Annotated in this window: 29 protein-coding genes and 1 other RNA gene; 6 read left to right on the top strand and 24 right to left on the bottom strand. The window is 73.2% G+C overall.

Going from position 1 to position 24,799, the window contains the following annotated elements; genetic code table 11:
• Window positions 1-234: 234 nt before the first annotated feature.
• Entirely contained in the window at window positions 235-1,428 is a 1,194-nt protein-coding gene (gene hppD, locus ABEA04_RS08780; protein ID WP_345457094.1) for a 4-hydroxyphenylpyruvate dioxygenase, read from the bottom strand.
• 81 nt (window positions 1,429-1,509) lie between these two features.
• On the opposite strand from hppD, the gene ABEA04_RS08775 reads away from it, so the two are divergent.
• The gene (locus ABEA04_RS08775) at window positions 1,510-1,986 is read left to right on the top strand and encodes an Lrp/AsnC family transcriptional regulator (protein WP_345457091.1); all 477 of its coding nucleotides are present in this window, start codon (window positions 1,510-1,512) and stop codon (window positions 1,984-1,986) included.
• Here the strand turns inward: ABEA04_RS08775 and ABEA04_RS08770 are convergent.
• The gene (locus ABEA04_RS08770; protein WP_345457088.1) at window positions 1,932-2,465 is read right to left on the bottom strand and encodes a DUF3995 domain-containing protein; all 534 of its coding nucleotides are present in this window, start codon (window positions 2,463-2,465) and stop codon (window positions 1,932-1,934) included. The genes ABEA04_RS08775 and ABEA04_RS08770 overlap by 55 nt on opposite strands.
• A 164-nt stretch (window positions 2,466-2,629) precedes the next feature.
• Here ABEA04_RS08770 and ABEA04_RS08765 point away from each other — a divergent pair, with 164 nt between their 5' ends.
• The gene (locus ABEA04_RS08765) at window positions 2,630-3,028 is read left to right on the top strand and encodes a hypothetical protein (RefSeq protein WP_345457085.1); all 399 of its coding nucleotides are present in this window, start codon (window positions 2,630-2,632) and stop codon (window positions 3,026-3,028) included.
• Between the two features lie 171 nt (window positions 3,029-3,199).
• On the opposite strand, the gene ABEA04_RS08760 is transcribed toward ABEA04_RS08765, so the two are convergent.
• The 4 genes from ABEA04_RS08760 to ABEA04_RS08745 all read right to left on the bottom strand — a co-directional run bounded on the left by ABEA04_RS08760 (window position 3,200) and on the right by ABEA04_RS08745 (window position 6,460).
• On the bottom strand, window positions 3,200-4,975 hold the full coding sequence (locus ABEA04_RS08760; RefSeq protein WP_345457082.1) for a DEAD/DEAH box helicase: 1,776 nt from the start codon (window positions 4,973-4,975) through the stop codon (window positions 3,200-3,202).
• Window positions 4,972-5,211, bottom strand: coding sequence for a DUF3039 domain-containing protein (locus tag ABEA04_RS08755; protein WP_345458261.1), 240 nt, complete (start codon window positions 5,209-5,211; stop codon window positions 4,972-4,974). Before ABEA04_RS08755 ends, ABEA04_RS08760 begins: the two co-directional genes overlap by 4 nt.
• 137 nt (window positions 5,212-5,348) lie before the next feature.
• Window positions 5,349-5,906, bottom strand: a complete 558-nt coding sequence (locus tag ABEA04_RS08750; protein WP_345457080.1) for a YqgE/AlgH family protein — start codon at window positions 5,904-5,906, stop codon at window positions 5,349-5,351.
• A 23-nt stretch (window positions 5,907-5,929) separates the two neighbouring features.
• On the bottom strand, window positions 5,930-6,460 hold the full coding sequence (locus ABEA04_RS08745; protein ID WP_345457077.1) for a hypothetical protein: 531 nt from the start codon (window positions 6,458-6,460) through the stop codon (window positions 5,930-5,932).
• A 157-nt stretch (window positions 6,461-6,617) separates the two neighbouring features.
• Here ABEA04_RS08745 and ABEA04_RS08740 point away from each other — a divergent pair, with 157 nt between their 5' ends.
• Window positions 6,618-7,334, top strand: a complete 717-nt coding sequence (locus ABEA04_RS08740; protein WP_345457074.1) for a TetR/AcrR family transcriptional regulator — start codon at window positions 6,618-6,620, stop codon at window positions 7,332-7,334.
• A 153-nt stretch (window positions 7,335-7,487) separates the two neighbouring features.
• On the opposite strand, the gene ABEA04_RS08735 is transcribed toward ABEA04_RS08740, so the two are convergent.
• The 12 genes from ABEA04_RS08735 to ABEA04_RS08680 all read right to left on the bottom strand — a co-directional run bounded on the left by ABEA04_RS08735 (window position 7,488) and on the right by ABEA04_RS08680 (window position 17,076).
• Entirely contained in the window at window positions 7,488-8,528 is a 1,041-nt protein-coding gene (locus ABEA04_RS08735) for a DUF3048 domain-containing protein (protein ID WP_345457071.1), read from the bottom strand.
• A gap of 122 nt (window positions 8,529-8,650) precedes the next feature.
• The gene (locus tag ABEA04_RS08730; protein WP_345457068.1) at window positions 8,651-9,418 is read right to left on the bottom strand and encodes an SDR family NAD(P)-dependent oxidoreductase; all 768 of its coding nucleotides are present in this window, start codon (window positions 9,416-9,418) and stop codon (window positions 8,651-8,653) included.
• Window positions 9,419-9,696: 278 nt separating this feature from the next.
• Window positions 9,697-10,164, bottom strand: coding sequence for an HIT family protein (locus ABEA04_RS08725; protein ID WP_345457066.1), 468 nt, complete (start codon window positions 10,162-10,164; stop codon window positions 9,697-9,699).
• A gap of 33 nt (window positions 10,165-10,197) precedes the next feature.
• Window positions 10,198-11,385, bottom strand: a complete 1,188-nt coding sequence (locus ABEA04_RS08720) for a glycerophosphodiester phosphodiesterase (protein WP_345457064.1) — start codon at window positions 11,383-11,385, stop codon at window positions 10,198-10,200.
• An 80-nt stretch (window positions 11,386-11,465) separates the two neighbouring features.
• The gene (locus ABEA04_RS08715) at window positions 11,466-12,872 is read right to left on the bottom strand and encodes a M15 family metallopeptidase (RefSeq protein WP_345457061.1); all 1,407 of its coding nucleotides are present in this window, start codon (window positions 12,870-12,872) and stop codon (window positions 11,466-11,468) included.
• A 7-nt stretch (window positions 12,873-12,879) separates the two neighbouring features.
• A complete protein-coding gene (locus ABEA04_RS08710) occupies window positions 12,880-13,548 on the bottom strand; it encodes an HAD family hydrolase (protein WP_345457058.1) in 669 nt (222 codons plus the stop codon).
• 10 nt (window positions 13,549-13,558) lie between these two features.
• Window positions 13,559-14,218, bottom strand: a complete 660-nt coding sequence (locus ABEA04_RS08705; RefSeq protein ID WP_345457056.1) for a DUF4396 domain-containing protein — start codon at window positions 14,216-14,218, stop codon at window positions 13,559-13,561.
• On the bottom strand, window positions 14,215-14,586 hold the full coding sequence (locus ABEA04_RS08700; protein WP_345457054.1) for an ArsR/SmtB family transcription factor: 372 nt from the start codon (window positions 14,584-14,586) through the stop codon (window positions 14,215-14,217). Before ABEA04_RS08700 ends, ABEA04_RS08705 begins: the two co-directional genes overlap by 4 nt.
• Window positions 14,587-14,689: 103 nt before the next feature.
• Entirely contained in the window at window positions 14,690-15,409 is a 720-nt protein-coding gene (locus ABEA04_RS08695) for a DUF305 domain-containing protein (RefSeq protein WP_345457051.1), read from the bottom strand.
• An 86-nt stretch (window positions 15,410-15,495) separates the two neighbouring features.
• Entirely contained in the window at window positions 15,496-15,969 is a 474-nt protein-coding gene (locus ABEA04_RS08690) for a hypothetical protein (protein ID WP_345457048.1), read from the bottom strand.
• Window positions 15,970-16,152: 183 nt separating this feature from the next.
• Window positions 16,153-16,524, bottom strand: a transfer-messenger RNA (tmRNA) gene (ssrA, locus tag ABEA04_RS08685).
• Between the two features lie 15 nt (window positions 16,525-16,539).
• Entirely contained in the window at window positions 16,540-17,076 is a 537-nt protein-coding gene (locus ABEA04_RS08680; RefSeq protein ID WP_345457045.1) for a helix-turn-helix domain-containing protein, read from the bottom strand.
• Between the two features lie 74 nt (window positions 17,077-17,150).
• Between ABEA04_RS08680 and ABEA04_RS08675 the strand changes: the two genes are divergently transcribed.
• Window positions 17,151-18,389 (top strand): benzoate/H(+) symporter BenE family transporter, encoded by a 1,239-nt coding sequence (locus tag ABEA04_RS08675; RefSeq protein ID WP_345457042.1) that lies wholly within the window; start codon window positions 17,151-17,153, stop codon window positions 18,387-18,389.
• Here the strand turns inward: ABEA04_RS08675 and ABEA04_RS08670 are convergent.
• From ABEA04_RS08670 to smpB, 3 genes are read right to left on the bottom strand one after another with little or no spacing between them, the layout of a single operon-like run.
• Window positions 18,313-18,951 (bottom strand): maleylpyruvate isomerase family mycothiol-dependent enzyme, encoded by a 639-nt coding sequence (locus ABEA04_RS08670; RefSeq protein ID WP_345457040.1) that lies wholly within the window; start codon window positions 18,949-18,951, stop codon window positions 18,313-18,315. The two genes, ABEA04_RS08675 and ABEA04_RS08670, sit on opposite strands and share 77 nt — an antisense overlap.
• 33 nt (window positions 18,952-18,984) lie before the next feature.
• Entirely contained in the window at window positions 18,985-19,917 is a 933-nt protein-coding gene (locus ABEA04_RS08665; RefSeq protein WP_345457037.1) for an amidohydrolase family protein, read from the bottom strand.
• Window positions 19,910-20,389 (bottom strand): SsrA-binding protein SmpB, encoded by a 480-nt coding sequence (gene smpB / locus ABEA04_RS08660; RefSeq protein WP_345457034.1) that lies wholly within the window; start codon window positions 20,387-20,389, stop codon window positions 19,910-19,912. Before smpB ends, ABEA04_RS08665 begins: the two co-directional genes overlap by 8 nt.
• Window positions 20,390-20,630: 241 nt before the next feature.
• Here smpB and ABEA04_RS08655 point away from each other — a divergent pair, with 241 nt between their 5' ends.
• Together ABEA04_RS08655 and ABEA04_RS08650 are read left to right on the top strand one after the other, a co-directional pair.
• On the top strand, window positions 20,631-21,068 hold the full coding sequence (locus ABEA04_RS08655) for a type IV toxin-antitoxin system AbiEi family antitoxin domain-containing protein (protein WP_345457031.1): 438 nt from the start codon (window positions 20,631-20,633) through the stop codon (window positions 21,066-21,068).
• On the top strand, window positions 21,038-21,607 hold the full coding sequence (locus ABEA04_RS08650; protein WP_345457028.1) for a hypothetical protein: 570 nt from the start codon (window positions 21,038-21,040) through the stop codon (window positions 21,605-21,607). The genes ABEA04_RS08655 and ABEA04_RS08650 overlap by 31 nt, the downstream gene beginning before the upstream one ends.
• Window positions 21,608-21,773: 166 nt before the next feature.
• Here ABEA04_RS08650 and ABEA04_RS08645 read toward each other — a convergent pair whose 3' ends face one another.
• The 3 genes from ABEA04_RS08645 to ftsE all read right to left on the bottom strand — a co-directional run bounded on the left by ABEA04_RS08645 (window position 21,774) and on the right by ftsE (window position 24,777).
• Window positions 21,774-23,039 (bottom strand): peptidoglycan DD-metalloendopeptidase family protein, encoded by a 1,266-nt coding sequence (locus ABEA04_RS08645; RefSeq protein WP_345457025.1) that lies wholly within the window; start codon window positions 23,037-23,039, stop codon window positions 21,774-21,776.
• Between the two features lie 67 nt (window positions 23,040-23,106).
• Window positions 23,107-24,021, bottom strand: coding sequence for a permease-like cell division protein FtsX (ftsX, locus tag ABEA04_RS08640; RefSeq protein ID WP_345457022.1), 915 nt, complete (start codon window positions 24,019-24,021; stop codon window positions 23,107-23,109).
• Window positions 24,022-24,084: 63 nt separating this feature from the next.
• The gene (gene ftsE / locus ABEA04_RS08635) at window positions 24,085-24,777 is read right to left on the bottom strand and encodes a cell division ATP-binding protein FtsE (protein WP_345457019.1); all 693 of its coding nucleotides are present in this window, start codon (window positions 24,775-24,777) and stop codon (window positions 24,085-24,087) included.
• Between the last annotated feature and the right edge of the window lie 22 nt (window positions 24,778-24,799).

The following is a 24,799-nucleotide window of genomic DNA, read 5'->3' as shown; positions in this document are numbered from 1 at the left end:
GACGATGGTCGAGGTGCGAGGCCGGCCACGGCCGAGCCTCTAGACCTCCGGGCGGACCACGCCGACTCGACCGGACGGACCCTGAGCCTGTCGAAGGCCCCCACCGGTGGTCGAGCAGGCCGAGCGCCTGCGCGAGGCCGTCGTCGAGACCACGCACCGTCAACGCGAACGTTCGCGTGGACGGCCGGTGGTTTCGACGACGATCGTTCCTCGCTGCTCAACCACCGGTGAGCGTCAGAGGTTGCCGCGCAGCTCCTGCTCGCGCTCGATGGCCTCGAAGAGCGCCTTGAAGTTGCCCTTGCCGAACCCGAGCGAGCCGTGGCGCTCGATGAACTCGTAGAAGACCGTGGGGCGGTCGCCCATGGGCTTGGTGAAGATCTGCAGCAGGTAGCCGTCCTCGTCGCGGTCGACGAGGATCTTGCGCTTCTTCAGCTCCTCGATCGGCACCCGCACCTCGCCGATGCGCGAGCGCAGCTCGGGGTCGTCGTAGTAGCTGTCGGGGGTGTCGAGGAACTCGATGCCGTTGGCGCGCAGGAGGTCGACGCTACGCAGGATGTCGTTGGTGGCCAGCGCGATGTGCTGGCAGCCGGCGCCGTCGTAGAACTCGAGGTACTCGTCGATCTGCGACTTCTTCTTCGCGATCGCCGGCTCGTTGAGCGGGAACTTCACGCGGTGGTTGCCGCTCGCGACGACCTTGCTCATCAGCGCGGAGTAGTCGGTGGCGATGTCGTCGCCGATGAACTCGGCCATGTTCGTGAAGCCCATGACCTTGTTGTAGAACTCGACCCACTCGTCCATGCGGCCGAGCTCGACGTTGCCGACGCAGTGGTCGACGGCCTGGAACAACCGCTTGGGGTGGCCCTCGGGGCGGACGACGGTCGTGCGCCGCTCGACGTAGCCCGGCAGGTAGGGGCCGGAGTAGCGGCTGCGGTCGATCAGCGTGTGGCGGGTCTCGCCGTAGGTCGCGATGGCGGCGATGCGCACGGTGCCGTGCTCGTCGGACTCGTCGTGCGGCTCGACCAGCACGGTGGCGCCGACGGAGCGGGCGTGCTCGATGCACTTGTCGACGTCGGGCACCTCGAGGGCGAGGTCGACGACGCCGTCGCCGTGCTTGCGGTGGTGCTCGTGCAGCGGGCTGTCGGGGCTGACGCCGCCGGTGAAGACGAAGCGGGCGCTGCCGCTGCGCAGCACGTAGGACTTGCTGTCGCGGACGCCGTTCTCGGGGCCCCGGTAGGCCTCGAGCTCCATGCCGAGCGCCAGCTGGTAGAACACCGCGGTCTGGGTGGCGTTACCGACCACGAAGCAGACGGCGTCCATGGCGGTGACCGGGAACGGGTCGCGGCTGGCGTCGTACTCGACGAGGCCGACGAGCTCCTTGAGCTGGTCGAGGGTGAGGTCTGCCTTGAGCTCGTCCGGGGTCAGCGTCATGGCGAGATGCTCGTCGGTGCGGGCAATGTGTGCAACAGTGCGCCGACAGACTGTGCAACCTGCTCACTTCGGAGCCGCCTCGTGGACGACCTGGACCGCACCCTGATCAGCCTGTTCGCCGCCGAGCCGCGGGTCGGCGTCCTGGAGGCCTCGCGCCGTCTCGGCGTCGCCCGCGGCACCGTGCAGGCCCGGCTCGACCGGCTCGTCGCCCGCGGCGTGGTCACCGGCTGGGGTCCCGAGCTCTCGCCCGAGGCGCTCGGCTACCCGGTGACGGCGTTCCTGACCCTCGAGATCCGCCAGCTCTCGGGCCACCTCGCGGTCGCCGAGCACCTCGCCACCATCCCGGAGGTGCTCGAGGCGCACACCATCACCGGCGCCGGCGACCTGTGGTGCCGCGTGGTCTCGCGCTCGAACGCCGACCTGCAGCGCGTCATCGACCTCGTCGTCAGCGTGGACGGCGTGCAGCGGGCCTCCACGGTGATGGCGCTCGCCGTGCAGGTGCCCTACCGGGTGCTGCCGCTGGTCGACGCCACCGCCGACGAGCGGGACGGCGCCTGAGCCGTCGCCCGGACGGGCCCTGTGCCTGTCGACGGGCGCCGCAGCCCGACCACGAGCAGCAGGCCCCACGCCGCGAACATTGGGTCCCACAGCGCGGCGTGGCCCCACAGCGCGGCTCGGTCGGCCGTGCCGTCGCCCGCCACGCCGGCCAGCACCAGCCAGGCGCTGGCGGCGTTCACGAGGCCGTAGACGGTCAGCCCGAGCGCGCCCGCCCAGCACGCGGACGTCGTCCACCGCGGCGCCGGCAGGCGGTCGCGCACCAGGGGCAGCACCGCGGCGGCGGCCTTGACCGCCGCGACCGCGAGCAGCACGGCCCCGACCAGCAGGGGCTCCTCGGCCCGCCACGAGACCGCCCACTCCCCCACCGTCGAGGCCAGCCACGGGCTGCCGAGCCCCCACGAGGCGCTCGCCGCGGCGTGCACCAGCCCGAGCGCGGCCGCGGCCAGCAGGAACGGGTCGTGACGGGTCGACGGGAGCACGGCTCGACGGTAGGCGGCGGCACCGTCGGCGGCATCGGGGACGACCCCGGGATCACCCCCGAGGCGAGGTTTCCGGACCGGCCCGGGGTGCGACGATCACGCGCATGGTGCCTACCGACTCGACCCGGCCGGCCCGGACGCGTCCCCGGACCTCGAGGCGCGCGGTGGCCGCGATCGCGGTCTTCGTGCTGGCGGGGGCCGTCATCCCGATGTGGCAGTACGTCGACGCCGTGACGGTGCCCTCGGGCACCGACGCGCAGCAGGCCGAGGTCGTCTCGGTCGGCTCGCAGCGGGTCACCGGCGGCAGCAGCCGGTTCCGCGGTCGGACGGCGACCGTGCGGCTGCCCGACGGCACCCAGGACGCCGTCTACCTCGACCGGCGCATCAACTTCCCCGACCCCGGCGACGAGATCACCGTCTACGAGGAGGACGGCGACCTCCGCACCACCTCCGAGCGCTCCGTCCTCAGCGGCGTCCCGCTCGTGGTGGCCCTGGGCTTCCTGCTGTGGATGGCGGCGTCGCGGCTCACCGCCCGCCGCCGCCGCGACCCCACCGCCACCTGACGCGTCAGGTCCGCATGCCGGGCCGGTGGTCTCGAGGCTCGTCGCCAGGGCTCCTCGCACCTCGACCATCGTCCGGGCGGTACCCCACGATGGTCGAGGTGCGAGGCCGGCCACGGCCGAGCCTCGAGACCCCCGCAGCGTCCACGCGAGCGCGACCGCACGGACCCGCCGCTAGCGGCCGCTGACCGCCCACTCCCGCACCCGGTCGATGCGGGCGCGCAGCTGGTCGGCGTTGGCGACGGCGGCGGCGGGGCCGCCGCACTCCTTGCGCAGGGTGGCGTGGGTGGTGCCGTGGGGCTGGCCGGTGCGGTGGTGCCAGGCGGCGACGAGGCCGTTGAGCTCGCGCCGCAGCACCGCCAGCTGCTCGTGGGTGCTCGGCGGGGCCGCCGGGACGTCGTCCACCACCGTCGGCGCCGGGCGGTTGCGCTGGGCCTTGGCGGCGTCGGCCTGGCGCTGCTGCAGCAGCTCGCGCATCTGCTGCGGCTCGAGGAGGCCGGGGATGCCGAGGAAGTCCATCTCCTCCTCCGAGCCGTAGGCGTCGCCGTCGTAGAGCGCGTGGTCGAAGGTCGCGTCGGAGCCCAGCGCCTCGAACGGCAGGCCCTCCTGCTCGGACGACGCACTCTCACCCGCCTCGGCCTGGGCCAGCAGCTCGCGCTCGGCGGCGAAGATGTCGTTCTCGTCGGTGACGCGGCGGCCGAGCACGTGGTCGCGCTCGACCTCCAGACCCGAGGCGTGCTCGAGCAGCAGCGGCACCGACGGCACGAAGATCGACGCCGTCTCGCCGCGCGAGCGGGCACGCACGAAGCGGCCGACGGCCTGGGCGAAGAACAGCGGGGTCGAGGTGGTGGTGGCGTAGACGCCGACCGCCAGCCGCGGCACGTCGACGCCCTCGGAGACCATCCGCACCGCCACGAGCCAGCGCTGGTCGCCGGTGGTGAAGGCGCTGATCTTCTTCGAGGCCGCCTTCTCGTCCGACAGCACGACCACCGGCGCCTCGCCGCTGATCGAGCGCAGGGTCGCGGCGTAGGCGCGCGCGGAGTCCTGGTCGGTCGCGATGACCAGGCCGCCGGCGTCCGGCATGTGGCGGCGCACCTCGGTGAGCCGTTTGTCGGCGGCGGCGAGCACCGTGGGGATCCACGAGCCGGACGGGTCGAGGGCGGTGCGCAGCGCCTGGTTGGTGAGGTCCTTGGTGAGCGGCTCGCCGAGCCGCGCGGCCACCTCGTCGCCGGCGCGGGTGCGCCAGCTCATGGCGCCGGAGTAGGCCAGGAACAGCACCGGCCGGACGACGTGGTCGGCCAGCGCGTGCCCGTAGCCGTAGGTGTAGTCGGCCACCGAGCGCGGGACGCCGTCGTCGCCGGGCGCGTAGGTGACGAACGGGATCGGGTTCACGTCGGAGCGGAACGGCGTGCCGGTCAGCGCGAGGCGCCGGGTCGCGGGCTCGAACGCCTCGCGCACGCCCTCGCCCCACGACATCGCGTCACCGGCGTGGTGCACCTCGTCGAGGATCACCAGCGTCTTGAACCGCTCGGTGCGCACCCGCAGCGCGAGCGGGTTGACCGCCACGCCGGCGTAGGTGACCGCGATGCCGAGGAAGTCGCTGCTGATCTTGCCCTTGCCGACGGCGTAGGACGGGTCGATCGGGATGCCGGCCCGCGCCGCGGCCTCGGCCCACTGCAGCTTGAGGTGCTCGGTCGGCGCGACGACGGTCACCCGGTCGATGACGCGGCGTCCGATCAGCTCGGCCGCCACCGACAGCGCGAAGGTGGTCTTGCCGGCGCCGGGCGTGGCGACGGCGAGGAAGTCGCGCGGCGAGCGCGCGAGGTAGTCGGTCATCGCCGCGCTCTGCCAGGCGCGCAGCGACGGCGCGGTCCCCCAGGCCGCGCGCTCGGGCCAGGCCGGGGTGAGCGCGGTGGTGAGGTGGGGGTCGGCCGGTCGGCCGGCCGTCACGCGTCGCCCGAGCCGGAGTCGCCGGTGTCGTCCTTCAGGCCCTCCCAGACCTTCTTGCAGTCGGGACAGACCGGGAACTTCTCCGGGGCCCGGCTGGGCACCCACACCTTGCCGCACAGCGCGACCACGGGCGTGCCCATGACCATCGCCTCGGTGAGCTTGTCCTTCTCGACGTAGTGGGAGAACCGCTCGTGGTCACCCTCGTCGGTGGGTACGGTGCGCTCGTCCTCGCGCACCTTGGTGTCGGTGTCGGTCGCGGTGCTGCCGAAGCCGAAGGGAGGGGGTGTCACGGGAGGCGAGTCTACGTTCGCCGGGCCCACGACCCCAGCCGAGGGCCGGGGGCGGCACCCGCCTCCCGGAGCGACTGAACGATTCAGTTGAGCTCGGGGTCGGCGGGGCGCGTGGAGTGCAGCGCGAGGTCGCCCGGCTGACGCCGCAGCACGTCGCGCCAGAGCGTCGTGGTGTCGGCGCGGAACACGTCGGCGGGCTGCGCCGGGACGACGTACCAGTCCTCGCGCGCGATCTCGTTCTCGAGCTGCCCGGCGCCCCAGCCGGCGTAGCCGGCGAAGACCCGCAGGCCGTCGAGCTCGTCGCCGACGATCTCGACGGGCGTGTCGAGGTCGAGGACGGCGAGCCGGTCGGCCACCGGCCTCAGCCCGAGCACGCCCTCGTCGTCGGAGTGCCGCAGCGCGACGGCCAGGGCGCCGTCCTTCTCGACCGGGCCGCCGGAGAACAGCACCTCGGGGGCGGTGCACACCGAGCCCCAGTCGCCGAGCACCTGCGCGACGAGCACCTCGGTGGGCCGGTTGAGGACGACGCCGAGGCAGCCGTCGTCGTTGACGTCGACCAGCAGCACGACGGTGCCGGCGAAGTTCGGGTCGAGCAGCGCGGGCGTGGCGAGCAGCAGCATCCCCGCCCGCACCTCGGTCACCCGCCCATCATGTCCGAACGGCCTCAGGCCGCGAAGGCGGCTCGCAGCCGGTCGAGCCAGGTCGGGCGGACGTCGTCCGCGGGCACGACGGGCGCGCCGCGGTGCAGCGTGCGCGCCCGCTCCTCGAGCCGGGCGCCGATGGGGGCCGCGGCCTCGTCGTCCCCGATGCCGGCGAGGCCGGCCATGGCGGCGAGGTAGGCGTGCTCCTTGCGGGTGGCGGTGGCCATCGCCGCCGCCATCGCCTCGCTCGTCGGCGCGGCGCGGTAGTGGTCGACGACGAGCCGGACGCCGGGCAGCACGTCGCTCGTGGCGGCCCAGGCCGTCGCCACGGCGCCCGGGAGGTCGAGCGGCTGCTCGGACAGCGCCCGCTCGACCTGCCCGGCGAGGCGGGTGTGCCACTTCAGCTGCAGGGCGCCGAGCAGCTCGAGGTCGTCGGCGAAGGTCTCGGTGACGCCCGGGACGTCGGTGGGCAGCAGGCCGTCGCGGCGGGTGTTCGCGGTGGCGACCACCTCGCGCAGCACCTCGCCCCGGCGGTGGAATCGCGTCCAGGTCATGGCGGGCTCCTCGGGTCGTGTGACGCCTCGCATACCGCGAGTACGTACCACCAGTATGTCGCGGTGCGCGCCCGCGACCAACCTTCCCGAGGGGTGATCCCGGGCACCCGCGATCACGCGTGATCGGCCCGTGTGGCGCGGGTCATAGGGTGGTCGGGTGCCCAAGCCAGCGAAGTCCGTCGGCAAGCTGGTCCCGAAGGTGCCCAAGGTGCCGCGCGTCGGCGTTCCCGGGGTCGGCGGACGCCGGGCGGCCTTCTCGGCGAGCACCAAGCGCGACCTCGTCGACGTCGCCGAGCGGCTGTTCACCGAGAACGGCTACGCCGGCACCTCGCTCGACAGCATCGTCGCCGGCGCCGAGGTGACGAAGGGCGCGCTCTACCACCACTTCTCGGGCAAGCAGGCGCTCTTCGAGGCCGTCTTCGAGCGCGTCGAGCGCGACGCCGCCGAGCGCATCCAGGCCGCGCTCGGCGCGCACGCCGACCCGTGGGAGAAGTCGCTCGCCGGGCTGCGGGCGTTCCTCGACGTCGTCCAGGAGCCGGGCTACCGCCGCGTCGTCATCCAGGAGGGCCCGGCCGTGCTCGGCTACGAGCGCTACCGCGAGCTGGAGGAGCGCTCGACCTTCGCCAACGTGCTCGACATCGTGCAGTCGGTGCTGGACGCCGGCACCTGGCGCCTCGACGAGGAGATGAAGCAGATCTTCGCCCGCATCTTCTTCGGGGCGCTGGCCACCGCCGGCGAGACGGTCTCGATCTCCTCGGAGCCGGAGGCCGCCGCCCAGCGCGTGGAGGCCGCCATCGGCTTCATGCTCTCGGGCTTCCAGGTGCTGGTCGAGAACGGCGCCGACCTGCCCAACTCCCTCGCCGACCGCCCCTGAGGCGACGACCACGCGAACGTCTTTGCTGGCGGCCAGTGGTCTCGAAGGCTCGTCGCTAGCGCTCCTCGCACCTCGACCACCGTCGGACGGCGCCGACGATGGTCGAGGTGCGAGGCCGGCCACGGCCGAGCCTCGAGACCCGGTGGCGGCCGGCTACTCCGCGAACTCCACGCTGCCGCCGTCGGCGTCGCGCGGCACCAGCTCGATCCAGGTGTGGCCGGCGGGGACGGTGAGCGGGCCGGCGTCGGTGCGCAGCTCAAGCGGGGAGTCCTCGGTCTCCTTCGACCACTCCCCCCGCACCAGGCGACCGCCGTGGAAGAGCATCGCCTCGCCCTTGCCGACGAACTTGGTCTCGGGCACCGGGTTGCCGGCCGGGTCGACGTAGCCGGCGTCGCCCACCTTGACCCGCAGCACCAGCACCGAGTCGGCCGGGAACTGGTCGTCGTCCGGCGCGAAGGAGTCGACGTTGACGTAGCCGTCGTCCTCGAAGCGCCACGACGTGGAGTGGCTGCCCGAGAACTGGGCGGTCAGCGTGGCCGCCTCGCGGCCTTGGGCCTCGGCGTCGGCGTCCCCGAAGGGCAGGTAGTCCGGCGGTCGGGCGGGCTCCTCGAGCTTCACCGCGTCGGCGACCTTGCCCATGTCGGTGAACAGGTTGTAGGGCGCGCTGCGGGAGTCGTCGCGGTAGAACCCGGGCGAGCTCTCGTTCTGGAACGGGACGTCGGCCTTCTTCAGCCGCTTGATGGTCTGCGCGGCCGCGCCGCTGGTGACCATCGTGGCGTCGACCGGCTTGACGATGCCGATGTCGGAGGCGCGCATCGAGCGCACCGGGCCGACCTTGCCGGGGATGTCGGTGTAGTAGAAGACCGCGAGGCGGGTGGAGCCGCCCTCGACGAGCTCCTCCACCACCATGTCGGCCTCGCCGAGGCCCTGCTGCGGGGCGCTGGCCGAGGTGTTGTCCATCTTGAGCACCAGCACCGGGTGGTCGGTGGCCGAGGCGCCGTCGTCGGCCGGGAGGCCGGTCAGCGGCCAGGTCGGCGGGACGTCGGACTGCTCGGCGCGCGGGGCGCCGGCCACGCTGGTGTCGTCGGTGGGCTCCTCGTCGTCCCCGCCGCCGCAGGCCGAGAGGGCCAGGCTGGTGGTGGCGAGGACGGCGACCAGGGTGGTGCCGGCGCGGGCGCTGACGGAGAGTCGCACGGGGCTCCTCCAGATCGGGGGCATGGTCTATCGCGACGGTAGACTTCAGGCGCAGTCTGCGCCTGCGTCGGGCCGTGGCGGGGGACGCCGCCGGGCGTGTCCCCCGGCGGGTGGGGGCCGGCTCAGCCGAGCTTGGCGCCGCCGTCGACGTACAGCGTCTGGCCGGTGACGTACGACGCCTCGTCGCTGCACAGGAACGCCACGGCGGCGGCGATGTCGTCGGGCGAGCCGACGCGACGCACCGGGTTGCGCTCGGAGTTGAGGCGCTGCAGCTCCTCGGGCTCCATCTTCAGGCGGCGCGCGGTGGCGTCGGTCATCTCGGTGACGATGAAGCCGGGGGCCACGGCGTTGGCGTTGATGCCGTAGGGGCCGAGCTCGATGCCGAGGGTGCGGGTGAAGCCCTGGATGCCCATCTTCGCGGCGGCGTAGTTGGCCTGGCCGCGGTTGCCCAGCGCCGAGACGCTGGAGAGGTTGCAGATCTTGCCGTACTTCTGCTCGACGAAGTGCTTCTGGGCGGCCCGGGTCATCAGGAACGCACCGCGCAGGTGGACGCCCATCACGACGTCCCAGTCGTCGTCGGTCATCTTGAACAGCAGGTTGTCGCGGGTGACGCCGGCGTTGTTGACCAGCACGTGGATGCCGCCGAGCTCGTCGACGACGCGGGCGATCGCGGCGTCGACCTGCGCGGCGTCGCTGACGTCGGCACCGACGCCGACCGCCTTCGCGCCGTCGGTCAGCGGCAGCCGGCCGGCGGCGTCGGCCGCGGCGGACTCGTCGAGGTCGACCACGGCGACCGAGGCGCCCTCGGCGGCGAGCCGGGAGGCGATCCCGAACCCGATGCCCCGCGCTGCTCCGGTGATGACGGCGACGCGTCCGTCGTAGCGACCCATGCTGACTCCTCTGCTCGTGGCTCCCCGGTCCCGCGCCACGCTAGAGGGCGGGCCTAGCGGGTGCCCAGGGGGGTCTGGAGCAGCAGGGCGAGGGCGGTCAGGGCGAGGATGGCGCCCGTCCCGAACAGCGTCTTGGTCACGCCCTGAAGACGGCGTGGCGCGGGGAAAGGTTGCCACGTTCGCCCACCGCGACCCCGATCCGTTCGATTGAACGGTCTGAGCCGCATCGGGGCTCGAAACCCCGCACGAACCGTTCGATTGAACGGAGTCCGTATCAGTCAGCCCGGCGGCACCGCTGACCCGTCAGACATGTCTGACGGGTCGGCGTCGGCCAGGGCGGCACGCAGGCGGGCGGCGACGTCGGCGGCCTCGCCGTCGGCGTAGGTCGTGCGCGGCCAGAAGAACCCGCGCAGGCCGTCGCCCTTGGTGCGCGGGACGACGTGCAGGTGCAGGTGCGGCACCGACTGGCTGACGGTGTTGTTCATCGCCACGAAGCTGCCCTGCGCGCCGAGCCCGGTCTTCACCGCGACCGCCAGTCGCTGCGCCGCCTCGAAGAAGCCGTCGCGCAGCCCGGCGGGCAGGTCGGGCAGGGTCTCGACGTGCTCGCGCGGCACCAGCAGCACGTGGCCGTGGAAGACGGGGCGCACGTCGAGGAAGCCGACCAGGTCGGGCTCGTCGAGGACGACGTCCGCCGGCGTGGTGCCCGCGACGATCCCGCAGAAGACGCAGGGCTTGGTCGCGGGCACCCGACGAACCTATCTATCCAGTGCCGAGAGCGGCTAGCGCTGGTCGGCCACCCACCAGTCGCGGGCGTTGACGCCGGAGTCGGGGAAGTCGCAGAAGACGCCGTCCACGCCCGCGTCGAAGAGCTGCTCGAGCTCGCCGAGGACGTCGCCCTTGGCGTTGGGGTCGGTGCCGACGCGGAAGTTGGTGGGCAGGAACTGATTCTCGTCGCGCACCGTGTAGACCACGACGCGGACGCCGGCGCGGTGGGCGTCGCGCACCAGCGCGCTCGGGGTGGTGGTGGCGCCGGCGGCGTTGCGCGGCATCACCTGGGCCTTGTCGGGGCCGACCCACTCGGCATAGCGGGCCACGCGCTTCAGGCCGTCGCGCGAGACGATGTCGGCGTAGGTGGTGCCCTCGTCCTTGAGGTCGAACGGGCCGCCGGTGGCGCCGGTGAGCTGCACGAGCGGCAGGTCGGTCTCGTAGTTGAGCTCGCGCAGGTTGGTCACCTCGAACGACTGGATGACGACCTTGCTCTTCTTCTTGTCCAGCCCGAAGCGGTGCAGGGTGCGCAGCAGCGGCTCCTCGAGCGAGAGGCCGATGGAGTCGAAGTAGGTGGGGTGCTTGGTCTCGGGCGCGATGCCGATCTTCGTGCCGAGGCGGCGCTCCCAGGTGCGCACGAGCTTGATCACCTCGACCAGCGTCGGCACCTCGAAGCGGCCGTCGTAGCGGGTGTTGCCGGGCCGGGTGGCCGGGATGCGCTCCTTGGCCCGCAGCGTCTTGAGCTCGGCGAGGGTGAAGTCCTCGGTGAACCAGCCGGTGACGGCGACGCCGTCGATGGTCTTGGTGGTCTTCCGCGGGGCGAACTCGGGGTGGTCGGCGACGTCGGTGGTGCCGCCGATCTCGTTCTCGTGGCGGGCGACGAGGACGCCGTCCTTGGTGGAGACGAGGTCGGGCTCGACGTAGTCGGCGCCGAGGCGGATCGCGAGCTCGTAGGACGCCAGGGTGTGCTCGGGACGGTAGCCCGAGGCGCCGCGGTGGCCGAAGACGAGAGGCCGGCGCAGCTGCTGCACCGACGTGGTCTTCGTCGCGTCGGCCCGCTTCTCGACCGACGGCGCGGGTCGCTCCGTGGGCGCGGGCGCCGCGGTGGCCGGGGCGCTCGGCGCGAGGAGGGTCATGGCGAGGGGAGCCGAGGCGAGGGCGAGCAGGGCGCGCGTCGACGTCCGAGAGGTCCGAGAGGTCATGCACCCCACCTAAGCACCGATCGGTGGCGGGTGGGTGAACGGAGGACGGCGGGAGCCGGGCCGGCTCGGGCCGGCGTGGATCAGTGGCAGACGGTGGTGCGGCACGCCCGCGGCAGGTAGGAGAGCGCGTGGCCGCCGCCGGCGTCGAAGTGCTGGGAGTCGCCGGTGCCGTAGGTCCAGCGCAGGCCGTGGCGGGCCATGATCGCCACGACGGGGTGCGAGCGCGACCGCCAGGCGATGCGCGGGTGCGAGTGCGGCTGCCACCACGAGTTCGGCACCAGGCCGGTGGCCGAGCGGTAGGGGTTCTCCCAGGTGTTGACGTCGAGCGAGCGGCCGTAGGAGTGCGGCGAGCGGACGCCGGGCCGGTTGACGACCCAGCGGCAGTTGAAGGCCGAGGTGTTGCCGGCCGCCATCGAGCGGTGGTCGTCGGCGCCGTTGACGCGCTTGCTGAACCCGAAGCGGTCGACGCGATACATCGAGCGGATCGGGAACCCGCGGTCGTACATCGCGGTGAGCGCGCGGGCCATGTTGTCGGCGGCGCCGGTGGCGGCGACCAGCTCGCCGCGGTAGCGGTAGCCGTCGTAGCCCCAGTAGTTGACGCGCACCAGGCGCAGGCCGGCGCGGCCGACGGGGCAGCCGGGCCGCCAGCTGCGGCCGGTCATGTCGCGCCAGACCCGGTCGGGGATCGGGCGGACGACGGCGGCCGCGCCCTCGCCGGTGGCGCGGGGCTGCGGGGGCAGCTTCACCCGCGGCCGCGGCGCCCCGCGCGGGTAGTCGACCGGGACGCCGGGCGGCAGGTTGTCCAGGGCGTGCACGTTGCTGCGGGCCCCGGTGTACCAGTCGGAGGCCTTCGCGACCGCCCGCCACCGGGTGTCGACGCGGGGCGTGACCCGTGCCCGAGCGCGGCCCTGCTTGCCGGTGGCGACCACGCCGGCGGCGACCCACGGGCCGCCGCGGTCGGAGCGCTGCAGGTCCAACGCGCCACGCACGGGGACGCCGGCCCGCGTGGTCCAGCCGAGCCGGAGGACGGTGCTGCGCTCGTCGACCACCTGGCTCGCGCCGCCGACGGTGACGACGCTCTCGCGCCGCTCGAGACGGCTGAGCCGCAGCTCGCTGCGGGTGGCGCGGTGCTCGGCGTCCCCGGCGAAGAGTGCCCGGAACTGGTTGCGCTCGCGGGTCCGCGACCTCAGGGCTGTGGTGCGCGCCGTGCCGGACTCGTCGGTCGTCGCCGTCCGGACGTCGACCCACCCCTGCTCGCCGTAGCGCTGGAAGGTGACCGTCGCACCGGCCACGCCCGCGCCGTCCGACGTCAGCCGCGCCACCAGCGGGACGGCGGCGTCGGCGTAGCCGGGACGCGTGGTCAGCGTCAGCTCGGACGGCGTCGCCGGCCCAGCCGCCGACGCCCGACCGACGTCGACACCGAGGACGGCGAGCACGAGCGCGGCGGCGGTGGCTGCCGCGGCGAGGGGGCGAAACCGGGAGAGCATGCGCGGATCATGCCTGCTCTGCCCCGCCCCGGCCGGAACGGCTCGCGCGCAGCAACGAGATGACCTCGCCCAGCGAGCCGATCCGGTGGGTGGCCCGGGACAGGTCCTGCGAGGCGGTGAAGGGGTGGTGGACGACGGCGCAGTCGAGCCCGGCGGCGACGGCCGAGGCGAGGCCCCGCGCGGAGTCCTCCACCACGAGCGCCTCGTGCGGCTCGACCCCGAGGCGCTGCAGCGCGGTCAGGTAGGGCTCGGGGTGTGGCTTGGCGTGCTCGTAGTCCTCGCGCACCAGCACCAGCTCGACGTGGTCGAGCAGGTGCCGGTCGTGGTGGATGAGCTCGAAGTCCGCCCGCTTGGACGTCGTCACGACCGCGAGCCGGGCGTGCCGTGCCAGCTCGGCCAGCGTCGCCTCGACGCACGCGATCTCGATGTCCTCGGTGCGCAGGAACTGCTGGTAGTACGCGTCCCTCGCCACCCGCGCCCGGTCGATCGTCGCCTCGTCGACCCCCGCCTCCCGCGCCCGCGCCCACGTGCCGCGCCCGAGGGCCATGTCGGCCAGGTAGTCGTCGAGGTCGAGCGTCACGCCGACGTCGGCGAGCGCCCGACGTCCGGCTTCGAAGTACCACCGCTCGGTGTCGACCAGCACGCCGTCGTGGTCGAGCAGGACGACGCTCTTCACCCGCCGGTCCCTACCGCGTCGCCGAGGCGTGGCTCGGGGCGCCTCCGGGCTCGTCGCCGAGCTCGTCGGCGGCCGCGACGACGAGGCCGCCGACCATGAAGGCGACGATGACGGCGACGAGGGTCGGGGTGGCGAGGTCGGGGATGAACCGGCGGAACCCCTCCGGCTCGGTCGCCTGCCCGTGGTAGCCGTGGATGAGGGCGTGGCCCTTGCCGCGCTGCAGCAGGTAGCGGTTGACCGGGAGCGCGGCGACGAACGCCACCGCCAGGGAGATCATCATGCCGACCCAGAAGACGACGTTGACGAGGCCGGCGTCCATCGCCCCCGGGATCAGCGCCATGACCAGGTTGTCGAACAGCTCCATCGTGGCGATCGAGACGGTGTCGGCGGCGAGGACGAGACCGAGGGCGGCGGCGACGCCCAGCCCGGTCTTGACGAGCGGGAGGCTCGACAGCGTGAAGCCGAAGACGAAGGCCAGCGCGACCGAGAGTGCGACGGTCCAGCCGGTGGCGAGACCCAGCGCCGTGCCGACCATCAGTCCGGCAATCTCGCCGATCGCGCAGCCGGCGAGGCAGTGCAGCGTGGCACTGACGGCCATCGCGTTGACCGACCCGTGGCCGGTGTCGGGGCCGGCATCGTGGCCGGTGTCGTGGCTGTGGTGGGTGGTCATCGGTCGGCTCCGTCCTCGGTGATGGAGAGCAGCTCGCGCAGGCAGTGGTCGAGCAGCTGGTGGGGGAAGGCGTCGGCGAGGCGGTAGTGGACGACGCGCCCGTCGCGGCGGGTCTGCACGAGGCCGGCCGTCCGCAGCAGCTTGAGCGCGTAGGACGACTGGTCCTCGGTGACGCCGAGCGCGAGGGCGAGGTCGCCGACGCACAGCTCGTCGGCGGCGACGAGCGCGAACAGCATGCGCACGCGGGTCGGGTCGGCCAGCAGGCCGAGCAGGTCGGCGAGCCGCTGGGCTTCGTCCGGCGCCGGGACGCCGTCGGCGGCGTGCGCGACGGCGGTCGGGTCGACCGGGTGGCGGTGCGTCGTGGACATGCCCGTACAACCGTACGGACGTCCGGGTATTCCCGGCCGACCCCGCCGCCCCGCCGCCCGGGCCAGGCGGCCCCGCCCCCCGGACCGGGCGGGGCCGTCGGGCTCAGCCGAGCAGCTGCTCCATGGTGTCGATCTCGGCCTGCTGCGTCTCGACGATCGTGCCGGCCAGTGCAGTGGCGTCCTCGTTGACGCCGTCGGCCTGCTCGGCCTCGGCCATCTCGATCGCGCCGCGGTGGTGCTCGATCATCATCTCGAGCCACAGGGACTGGAACTCGGCGTCGCCGGCGTTCTCGAGGGCGTCGAGGTCCTCGGCGGTCATCGCCCCGGGCATGTCCATGTCCATCCCCTCCATGCTGCTGCTCATGTCGTCCATGTCGTGGCGGGCGTTGGCGTGGTCGAGCGAGGTCTGGGGCACCTCCTGGCCCCAGTCGTCCAGCCAGTCGCTCATCGTCTCGATCTCCGGCACCTGGGCGGCCCGGATGGCCTCGGCGACCTGTGCGACGCCGGGGTCGAGCCGGCGCCCCTGCGTCATGACGACCATCTGCACCGCCTGGGCGTGGTGCTGGACCATGTCGCTCGCGAACTGGACGTCGGCGTCGTTGAACACGGCGCCGGACGACGCGGTCCGGGTCTCGCCGGGGTCGCTGCCCGACGCCGGCTGGTCGTCCGTGGTGTCGCCGCCGCAGGCGGACAGGCCGCCGGCGAGGACGAGCGTGAGGGCGGCGGCGAACGCGGCGCCGCGGGCAAGACGGGTGCTGCGGCTACTGCGGTTACTGCGGTTACTGCGGTTACTGCGGTTACTGCGGTTACGGGTGTTGCTCATGTCGGTGGGTGCTCCTCCGGTGCTGGTACGTGGGCAGGCGTCGTCCCCGCTCGAACCCGTGGGTGCGGCGGCGGGGCCGGTGCCGGTCAGCAGCGGTGGATGCAGAGACGGACCAGGTCCGGTGGCGCCGGGTCGCGGGCCCGCACCCGCACCGCCGTTGGGGCGAGTGCCGGGCGGACCGGTGGCGCGAGGCGGGACGGCCACCGCAGCCGGGCTCCGGCGCCGAGCGCGAGCAGCGCTCCGAGGACGGCGAGACAGAGCTCGAGCAGGTCCGTCCCGCCGTGCCCCTCGCCGTGCCCCGGTCGGTCGGCGTCGCCGGCCGCGCCGGTCGCGTGGCCGGCGTCCTCGTGGCTCGCGTGGTGGCCGACGACGGGAGCGGCGTCCGGGGCCGTCGTGCTCGACGTGCCCGTCATGCCGGGCAGGAGGCCGTGCCCCGAGCTGCCGTGGTCGGCCAGCCCGTGCATGGAGAACAGGCCCGCGAGAGTCAGCAGCAGGGCCGCCAGCCGCCCGGCCGCGTGCCGGCGCGACCGGCGGTGCGCGCTCGCTCGCAGGCCACTCATCGCCTCGATCGTAGGAGACGGGCCAGAGGCGTCCCGCTCGCCGCGGGCTCAGGGGTGATCGACGGCCACTAACGACGACGGCACCCGGGGTGCCGGGTGCCGCGGTCGTCCCACCGCGCTCGACAGGCCAGGACGGGCGTGCCCGAGTGGGCGGCGTCGCGTCGTGGGCGTCGTGCGCGTGGCTGGTGGAGCTGCGGGGAATCGAACCCCGGTCCTCGAGCGGCGTGCCAGGTCTTCTCCGGGTGCAGTCAGCTAGAGCGTTTTCTCGGCCCCGGCGCTCGCGCTGACGCGTCGCCGACAGGCCCAGTCGGGTTTGAGTCCCGGATCACCCACCCCGACGGCAGGTGATCAGCAAGCCTTCTAGATGACGCCAGGGTCCGGGACGAAGGCGGATGCCCGGTCTGACGCTTCGATCACCGCTCAGGCGGCGAGAGCGAAGGAACTGCGCTTAGCGTTGGCAGTTATTGGTTTCCAGCGATCGTTTACGAGATGACGCTGGCTCCTCGACCCGCTTCCCCTGGGCACGTTCGTCCCAAGTCGAAACCGATCAGCCCCTCTTGAGTTGTGACCTCAGTCTACCGGGTCGGCCCCGGTCGGCGTCACGATGACGTCGACCGCCACCAGCTCGACGTCCGAGGTGCAGCCGTAGGCGTGCGGGGCGTCGGCCGCCCACGCGTGGTGGACGCCGGGGGCGAGCGGGGTCGTCGTCCCGGCGGTCTCGAGCACGCCCTCCCCTGCGATGACGACCAGCTGCTCGCGGACGCCGGGCGCGTGCGCGGGCGAGCGGCGGGTGGCGCCGGGGCGCACGCGCACCAGGTAGACCTCGGTGGTGCGGCCGGGGTCGTGACGCACGTGCAGCCGCGTCGTGGTGAGCGCGTCGTCGCCGACGACGTCGTCCCCCTCGGCGACCAGCGCGGCCAGCGGGACGCCGAGCGGCCCGGCCAGCGCGTAGAGGGTGTCGAGCGTGGGGTTGCGGCGTCCGGCCTCGAGCTCGGAGAGCGTCGCCTTGCCGACGCCGGCCCGCGCGGCGAGCGCGCTCAGCGACAGCCCCCGCTCGGTGCGGACGGCGCGGATGCGCGCGCCGGTGGACGCCCCGGTCGCGGTCACGGCCACCACCCCCTAGGCTGCGTTCGGTTCACGGAACGTTCGGTGAACCGAACGCTGTCACAGGGAGGATAGCCGTGCCGGAGACCAGCGACCGAGGCCTCGCAGCGCCGGTCACCGCGGGCGTCGTCGCCGCGGTCGTCGGCTTCAGCAGCTCGTTCGTGGTCGTGCTCGCCGGGCTGGTGGCCGTCGGCGCCACGGCGGCCCAGGCGGCGTCCGGTCTGGTGGCGCTCTGCGTGATGCAGGCGCTCGGCATGGCGTGGCTCAGCCTGCGCCACCGGGTGCCGCTGGCGCTGGCGTGGTCGACGCCGGGCGCGGCGCTCATGGTCTCGACCGGCGCGGTGACCGGCGGCTGGCCGGCCGCCGTCGGCGCCTTCCTCGTCGCGGGCGCGTTGATCGTGCTCACCGGGCTGGTGCCGAGGCTCGGCGACCTCGTCGCCTCGATCCCGGTGCCGCTGGCGCGGGCGATGCTGGCCGGCGTCCTGCTGCCGCTGTGCGTCGAGCCGGTGGTCGCGCTGGCCGACTCCCCCGCCGAGGTGGCGCCCGTCGTCCTCACCTGGCTGGTGCTGCTGCGGCTGGCGCCGCGGTGGGCGGTGCCGGCGTCGCTGGCCGTGGCGCTGCTCGTGGTCGTCGTCGCGGCGGGCGACCAGGTCGCGACCGGCGACCTCGCACCCTCGCTCACCCTCACCACGCCGCACTGGACGGCGTCCGCGCTGCTCGGCCTGGCGCTGCCGCTCTACGTCGTCACGATGGCCTCGCAGAACGTGCCGGGCGTGGCGGTGATGGCCGGCCTCGGCTGGCGGGTGCCGTGGCGCGAGGCGATGAGCGTCACCGGCCTGGCCACGATCGCCGCCTCGCCCTTCGGCGGTCACGCGGTCAACCTGGCCGCGATCACCGCCGCCATGACCGGCGGCCCGGACGCCGGCCCCGACCGCGAGCGCCGCTGGATCGCGCCGGTCACCGCCGCCGTCAGCTACCTCGTCATCGCCGCCGGCTGCGGCGTGCTCACCGCGCTGGTGGCGGCCGCGCCCGAGGGCGTCGTCCAGTCGGCGGCCGGGCTGGCGCTGCTCGGCGTGCTGGCGGCGTCGTTGCGCGAGGCGCTGGCCGAGGACGAGGACCGCGTGCCCGCCGTCGCCTGCCTGGTCGTCGCGGCCTCGGGCGTGACCGTGCTCGGCGTCGGCGCCGCGTTCTGGGCGCTGGTGACCGGCCTGGTGGTGCGGGCGGTGCTGCGCACGGGCGTCAGCGACGCGCCCACGCCGCCAGCGCACCGGAGCCCGGGCCGGCCAGCTCGTCGAGGCGGACGCCGCGCCGCATGATCGCCAAGGCGAGCGCCTCGGCCGGCCCCTCGACCCGCGGGCCGGTGCCGCCCGACCAGTCGACGTCGGTCGTGGCGTAGGTCAGCGACGGCAGGCCGCGGCCGACGAAGGCCAGCCGCGCCTTCCTCGAGACCAGGAAGTCGAGCATCACCGGCCACGGGTCGAGCGGCCGGTCGGTCGTCGTCCCGAGCGGCTCGAGGCAGTCGAGGCGGTGCACGAAGAGGTCGGTCAGCGGCATCACCCACGTGCCGCCGGGCGGCACGAAGCGGCTGTCGGCCCGCTCGCGCAGCGTGGCGACGAGCTCGTCGGTGGGCAGCCCGGCGCGGGCGGCCGCCATCCGCTGGTTGGCGCGGTCGAACCGGAACCCCGACAGCGCCATCGCCCTCATCGCCGCGGCCATCGACGTGGTGGGGCCGACCATCGTGTGCGCCACGACGTCCCTGACGGTCCAGCCCTCGCACAGCGACGGGGTCGCCCACTGCTCGGGCGTCAGCGGGTCGAGCGCGTCGGCGAAGGCCCGCCGCTCGGTGGCCAGCAGCGCCCAGGCGGTCTCGTCGTCCACGGCGGCAGCCAACCAGTGGACGACGGCCCGCGGCTAGGGCGTGTCCGCGACCGCGCGCCCGGCGCCGAGCAGCCCGACGGCGTTGTGCCAGCACACGTCGCGCAGCCAGTCGTCGCCGAGGTCGAGGGCGACCAGGGCGTCGAGCTGCTCGGCGTAGGGGAACGGCAGCGTGGGGAAGTCGGAGCCCCACAGCACGCGCTCGCGCAGGTCGGACAGCATCGGCAGCACCTCGCGGTCGAGGTGCTCGGCGAAGAACTCGCTCAGCGCCATGGAGGTGTCGAGGAAGACGTGGTCGTGGCGGGCGGCCAGCCGCGCGAACTCGACGCACTCGGGCGCGCCGAGGTGGGCGACGACGACCCGCAGCGTCGGGTGGACGGCGAGCACCCGGGCCAGCGACTGCGGGCCGGTGAACTCGGTGGGCACCGGCCCGGACCCGGAGTGCACGAGCACCGGCGTGCCCGAGGCGGCCAGCACCTCCCAGGCGGGTGCCAGCAGCGGGTCGTCGAGCAGGAAGCCGCCGACCTGCTGGTGCAGCTTGAACAGCTCGACGCCCGCCTCGACCAGGTCGGCGACGTAGCCCGCGACGTCCGGCTCGGGGAAGAAGGTGCCCGACCAGACGACGTCCGGGTTGGCCTCGGCGAACCCGCGGGCCCAGTCGTTCATGAAGCCGGCGACGCCGGGCTTGTGGGCGTAGGGCAGCGTGGGGAACCGCCGGACGCCGAACGCGCGCAGCAGCGCGAGGCGCTCCTCGACCGGCTGGCGGTAGCGGATCGGCCACTCCCGCCCGATCAGCGGACCCGCCTGGTCGAAGACCCGCCACACCGCCCGCTCGATGGCCGGCGGGTGGAAGTGCACGTGCACGTCGAACAGCCCGGGCAGGCCGAGCGACGTCCAGACCTCGCGGACCCGCTCGACGGGCTCCCCGTCGACAGGCCCTTCGACAGGCTCGGGGCCCGTCTCAGTCACGCATGCCCTTCAGGCGGCGTCCGACCGCCTGCTCGACCTCGCGCTTGGCGGTGCGCTCGGCGATGGACTGCCGCTTGTCCCACGACTTCTTGCCGCGGCCGAGGCCGATCTCGATCTTCGCCCTGCCGTCCTTGAAGTACAGCGCGAGCGGGACGACGGTGAAGCCCTTCTCGTTCACGCGGCGCTCGATCTTGTCGATCTCGACGCGGTTGAGCAGCAGCTTGCGCTTGCGGCGGGCGGAGTGGTTGGTCCAGGTGCCGTTGAGGTACTCGGGGATGTGGACGCCGTGCAGCCATGCCTCGCCGCGCTCGATGTCGACGAACCCGTCGACCAGCGACGCCCGCCCCATGCGCAACGACTTCACCTCGGTGCCCATCAGCACCATGCCGGCCTCGTAGACGTCGTCGATGGCGTAGTCGTGGCGCGCCTTCTTGTTCTGCGCCACCATCTTCTGCCCCCGCTCACGTGCCATGCCCCGATCCTCCCAGAGCGGGCAACGGGTTTGGCGTGGGTGGCGTGGTGGAGGGAGTGGCCGAGAACGTCAGGGATCCCCGGTGAACCGGGTATCGCTGACGTTCTGGGGCGATGCAGCACCCGAGAAGCGGCGGGACAAGGCGAGAAGGTGAGGACCGTTGTGCCCTCTGGCCGCTGTTGTCCACAGGGCGCCAGGCCCCCGGTTTGTCCCCAGGGACGCCGCGGGCAGCCGTCGCCGCATGATGCAGCCGAACCCGCGCCGCCGTCCGACCGAACGGACGGCCGACCACCCACGCAACGCCCCCGTCGTCCTGCGCAAGGAGCTGAACGCGCTCGGTTACCACGACCGGGCGATCGCCGCGATGGTGCGGCGGGGCCAGCTTGCGCGGGTGCGTCGCGGCGCCTACGCCTCCGGCCCCGTGGTCGCCGGTCTCGACGAGGCCGGCCGCTACGGGCTGGTGAGCAGGGCGGCGGTCAAGCAGGCCAAGACCGACGTCGTCCTGTCGCACGTCTCGGCCGCAGCCGAGTACGACGCGCCGATGTGGGGCCTCGACCTGCGCGAGACCCACCTGACGCGCACCGACGGTCGCACCGGGCGCCGCGAGGCCGGCATCGCGCAGCACTGCGGACGATCGAGGACGGCGACGTGGTCGAGCGCAACGGGCTGCTCGTCATGAGCGGCACCCGAACGGCCCTCGAGGTCACGACGGTCGCGCCGCTCGATCCGAGCGTGGTGGTCGTCAGCCACCTTCTGAACCTCGGGCACACCACCGAGGACCAGCTGCTCGCGCACTACGGGCGGATGGCGGAGTGGCCGGGCAGCGGCAAGACCGACCTCGTCCTGCGCCTGGCCGATGCGCGATTCGACTCGATCGGCGAGACCCGGACCTACCTGATGCTGTTCCGTGCCCACATCGACATGCCCGAGCCGCAGTACAAGATCCACGATGACGGCGTCCTGGTCGCCGAGCTCGACTTCGCCTGGCCCGACCTCGGCGTCTGGCTCGAGTTCGACGGCTTCGTGAAGTACCAGAAGCTGCTGGAGGAGGGCGAGAGCGCGAGCGAGGTCGTCGTCCGCGAGAAGAGGCGGGAGGACCTGGTCCGTCGGTTGACCGGGTGGGAGTGCATCCGGCTCACGTGGGCCGACCTTTCCCGGCCCGAGCGCACCGCGGCGATGATCCAGCGGGTGCTGGACGGACGGCGCGCCGCGGCCTGAGCCCGGCGGACGGCGTCCGGCCGAATGGCTGGACAGTCCGGGCCGGGGGCCGAGCTTCTCGGGTTCTCCACCCGCTTCTCTGGCAATGCATTGCCGGAGAACGTCAGGGATCCCCGGTGAACCGGGTATCCCTGACGGCCCCGGCAGACCGTGCCTGCGAACCGACCTACAGGTACGTCATCGGGTCGACGGCGACGCCGTCGGCCATGACGGTGAAGTGCAGGTGGCAGCCGGTCGACCAGCCGGTGGTGCCCACGTAGCCGACGACGTCGCCGCGGCCGACGCGCTGACCCTCGGAGGCCCGGTAGCCCGACATGTGGTTGTAGATCAGCACCAGGTTCTTGCCGTTGACGTTGCCGATCGACAGGTAGAGCCGGTTGCCGTAGACCGAGTCGTAGTAGGTGTCGATCACGGTGCCGGACGCCGCGGCGTACAGCGGGCTGCCGCAGGCGGCGCCGAAGTCGGTGCCGTTGTGCAGGCTGTAGTAGCCGTAGATCGGGTGGGTGCGGTAGCCGAAGGGCGAGGTGACGTAGCCGTTGCTCGGGTTGCCGAGGTAGCCGTCGGAGCGTCCGACGAAGCCCTTGCGGCTGGCCTGACGCTCGGCGAGCGCCTTGAGCTGGCCGGCGATCTTCTGCTCCCGCTCGCGCAGCTTGCGCAGCACGGCACGGTCGGCGGCCTTGGCCTCGTAGGCGTCCTTGCGGGCAGCGCGGGCCTGCTGCACGAGCCCGGTGATGCGGTCGCGGGCCGTCTCTGCCTCGGTGACCAGGCCGCGCATCGTCTCGAGGTGCTCGGCGGCCTCGGTGCGCTTGACCTCGACCGCCGCGGTGGTGCGCTCGACCTCCGCGCGCTCGTCGGCGAGCGTGGCCTCGACCTCCTCCAGCGCCTGGAAGGTGCGCGACTGCTGGGCGAGCAGCACCTGGTCGCCGACCTGCTGGCGGGTCAGGTCCTCCACGGAGGTGTCCGAGAGCAGCCGGCCGAGGGCGCGCACCTGCGGGTCGCCCTGCGTCGAGAGGGTCAGCACCATCTCGCGTGCCTCCGCGCGCTGCTGCTCGACGCCGGCGCTGGCCGTGGCGAGCGCGGTGGTGGCGCGGTCGAGCTCGGCCTCGGCGTCCAGCAGCTGCTGCTGCAGCAGGGCGTCGCGATCGCGGGCGGCCTGCAGGCGCACCCGGACGTCGCTCAGGTGGGTGCGCGCGACGTCGAGCCGCTGCTCGACGCGGTCGACGGCGCCGGCGGCCCGCGACGCGTCGCGACTGGCCTCCTGCAGCTCGTCGCGCGCGTCGGAGATGCGGCCCTGCACGTCTCGTTGGCGGTTCTTCAGGTCGTCGTCACGGTCGTCGGCGTGGGCGAGCGGGATCGCGAGGGCGGCCAGGGTCACCAGGCTCGCCGTGATGGCGGCGATGCGCTGACGTGCCGCGCCGGGGAAGGAGCGCACTTGCAGTACTACCCATCGTGTCGGGGAAGGCGGTGGGTCGGACGCGGGGAACGCTAGGCGACGCGGGTCAGTATCTGAGGTATTTGCGGGTCAGCAGGAGTGTCGGCAGCACCGTCAGCACCGCTCCGGCGATCGCGATGACGACCACGGCCAGCAGGTACTCCGGCCACGCGACCACCGGGACGCCGCCGATGCGGTCGGCGATGCGGTCGATCACGATGAACTTGGTGAACGCCGCCAGCGCGCCCGCGGCGAACAGCACGCCGAGCAGGGCCAGCACGAGCGCCTCGAGCAGGAACGGCAGCGCGATGAAGATCCGCGAGGCGCCGACCAGCCGCATGATCTCGATCTCGCGGCGCCGGGCGAGGGCGGCGAGCCGGATGGTGTTGGCGACCATCAGCACCGCGGCCAGCAGCAGCACGCCGGCCACCACGTAGGCGCTGGTCTCGAGGTCGTCGATGAGCGTGACGATGCTGCCCACCTGCTCCTCGGGCGGGACGACGTCGCGCACGCCGTCGAGGTCCTCGACCGCGCTGACCACCGCCTCGTCCTCGGCCGGGTCCTCGAGCTGGATCCAGATGGTCTCCGGCACGTCCTCGACGTCGAAGACGGGGTCGGGGCCCTCGAACAGCTCGGGTCCGTAGAGCTCCTTGAGCTTCTCCAGACCCTCGGCCTTGCTCTCCTCGCGCACGTCGACGACGTCCGGGCTGTCGTCGACGGCCGCGAGGACCGCCGCCTTCTGCTCCGGCGTCACCTCGGAGGTGCACTGGGGGAACTGCGCCTCGTCGGGGACGCAGAGGGTGACCTGCACCTCCAGCTCGCTGGAGAGCGCGTCGACGGTGAACTCGGACTGCTTGCTCAGCATCACCCCGACCCCGGCGAGGGTCAGGGACACGAAGAGGGTCAGCACGACGGCCGCGCTCATCGACAGGTTGCGGCGCAGGCCCTGGCGCAGGTTGGTGCTCACGTGGCGCAGCTGCATGTAGCGGGAGACTCCTGTGGATCAGGTGGTGCGGGTGGCGGGAGCGGACGGCGTCCGGCCCGGCTAGTGCTGCTGGAAGCCGTAGACGCCGGTCGCCTCGTCGCGCACGACGCTGCCGTGGTCGAGCTCGACGACGCGCTTGCGCATCTGGTCGACCACGCCGTTGTCGTGGGTGGCCATCACCACGGTGGTGCCGGACTGGTTGATGCGGTCGAGCAGCTTCATGATGCCCACCGAGGTGGTGGGGTCGAGGTTGCCGGTGGGCTCGTCGGCGATGAGGATCATCGGGTCGTTGACCATCGCGCGGGCGATCGCGACGCGCTGCTGCTCACCGCCCGAGAGCTCCTCGGGCATGCGGCCGCCCTTGTCGGCCAGCCCGACCAGCTCGAGGGTGGCGGGCACGGCGCGCCGGATGTCGCGGCCCGACCGGCCCGTCACCTGCATCGCGAAGGCGACGTTCTGGCTGACGGTCTTGGTCGGCAGCAGCCGGAAGTCCTGGAAGACGGTGCCGATCTGGCGGCGCAGCCGCGGCACCTTCCAGGTGGCGAGGCGGTTGATCTCCTTGCCGGCGACGTAGACGCGGCCGGTGGTGGGGCGCAGCTCGCGCAGCATCAGGCGCAGCGCCGTGGACTTGCCCGACCCCGACGAGCCGACGAGGAAGACGAACTCGCCCTTGTCGACGTTGATCGACACCTGGCTCAGTGCCGGTTTGCCGGGCCCCGGGTAGCTCTTGGTGACCTTCTCGAACCGAATCACCGGCCCGACGGTACGCGACCGG

This window comes from Nocardioides marinquilinus (assembly GCF_039543705.1).
Taxonomy (GTDB): domain Bacteria; phylum Actinomycetota; class Actinomycetes; order Propionibacteriales; family Nocardioidaceae; genus Nocardioides; species Nocardioides marinquilinus.
Note: the sequence above shows the minus strand (reverse complement) of the source record. Positions and strands in the feature narration are given on the sequence as shown.

Coding starts and splice junctions, on each gene's coding strand:
- hppD (WP_345457094.1), bottom strand. CDS start 1,428: ATGACGCTGACCCCGGACGAGCTCAAGGCAGACCTCACCCTCGACCAG.
- ABEA04_RS08745 (WP_345457077.1), bottom strand. CDS start 6,460: ATGACCTGGACGCGATTCCACCGCCGGGGCGAGGTGCTGCGCGAGGTG.
- ABEA04_RS08730 (WP_345457068.1), bottom strand. CDS start 9,418: ATGGGTCGCTACGACGGACGCGTCGCCGTCATCACCGGAGCAGCGCGG.
- ABEA04_RS08720 (WP_345457064.1), bottom strand. CDS start 11,385: ATGACCTCTCGGACCTCTCGGACGTCGACGCGCGCCCTGCTCGCCCTC.
- ABEA04_RS08715 (WP_345457061.1), bottom strand. CDS start 12,872: ATGCTCTCCCGGTTTCGCCCCCTCGCCGCGGCAGCCACCGCCGCCGCG.
- ABEA04_RS08705 (WP_345457056.1), bottom strand. CDS start 14,218: ATGACCACCCACCACAGCCACGACACCGGCCACGATGCCGGCCCCGAC.
- ABEA04_RS08700 (WP_345457054.1), bottom strand. CDS start 14,586: ATGTCCACGACGCACCGCCACCCGGTCGACCCGACCGCCGTCGCGCAC.
- ABEA04_RS08695 (WP_345457051.1), bottom strand. CDS start 15,409: ATGAGCAACACCCGTAACCGCAGTAACCGCAGTAACCGCAGTAACCGC.
- ABEA04_RS08690 (WP_345457048.1), bottom strand. CDS start 15,969: ATGAGTGGCCTGCGAGCGAGCGCGCACCGCCGGTCGCGCCGGCACGCG.
- smpB (WP_345457034.1), bottom strand. CDS start 20,389: ATGGCACGTGAGCGGGGGCAGAAGATGGTGGCGCAGAACAAGAAGGCG.
- ABEA04_RS08655 (WP_345457031.1), top strand. CDS start 20,631: ATGATGCAGCCGAACCCGCGCCGCCGTCCGACCGAACGGACGGCCGAC.
- ftsX (WP_345457022.1), bottom strand. CDS start 24,021: ATGCAGCTGCGCCACGTGAGCACCAACCTGCGCCAGGGCCTGCGCCGC.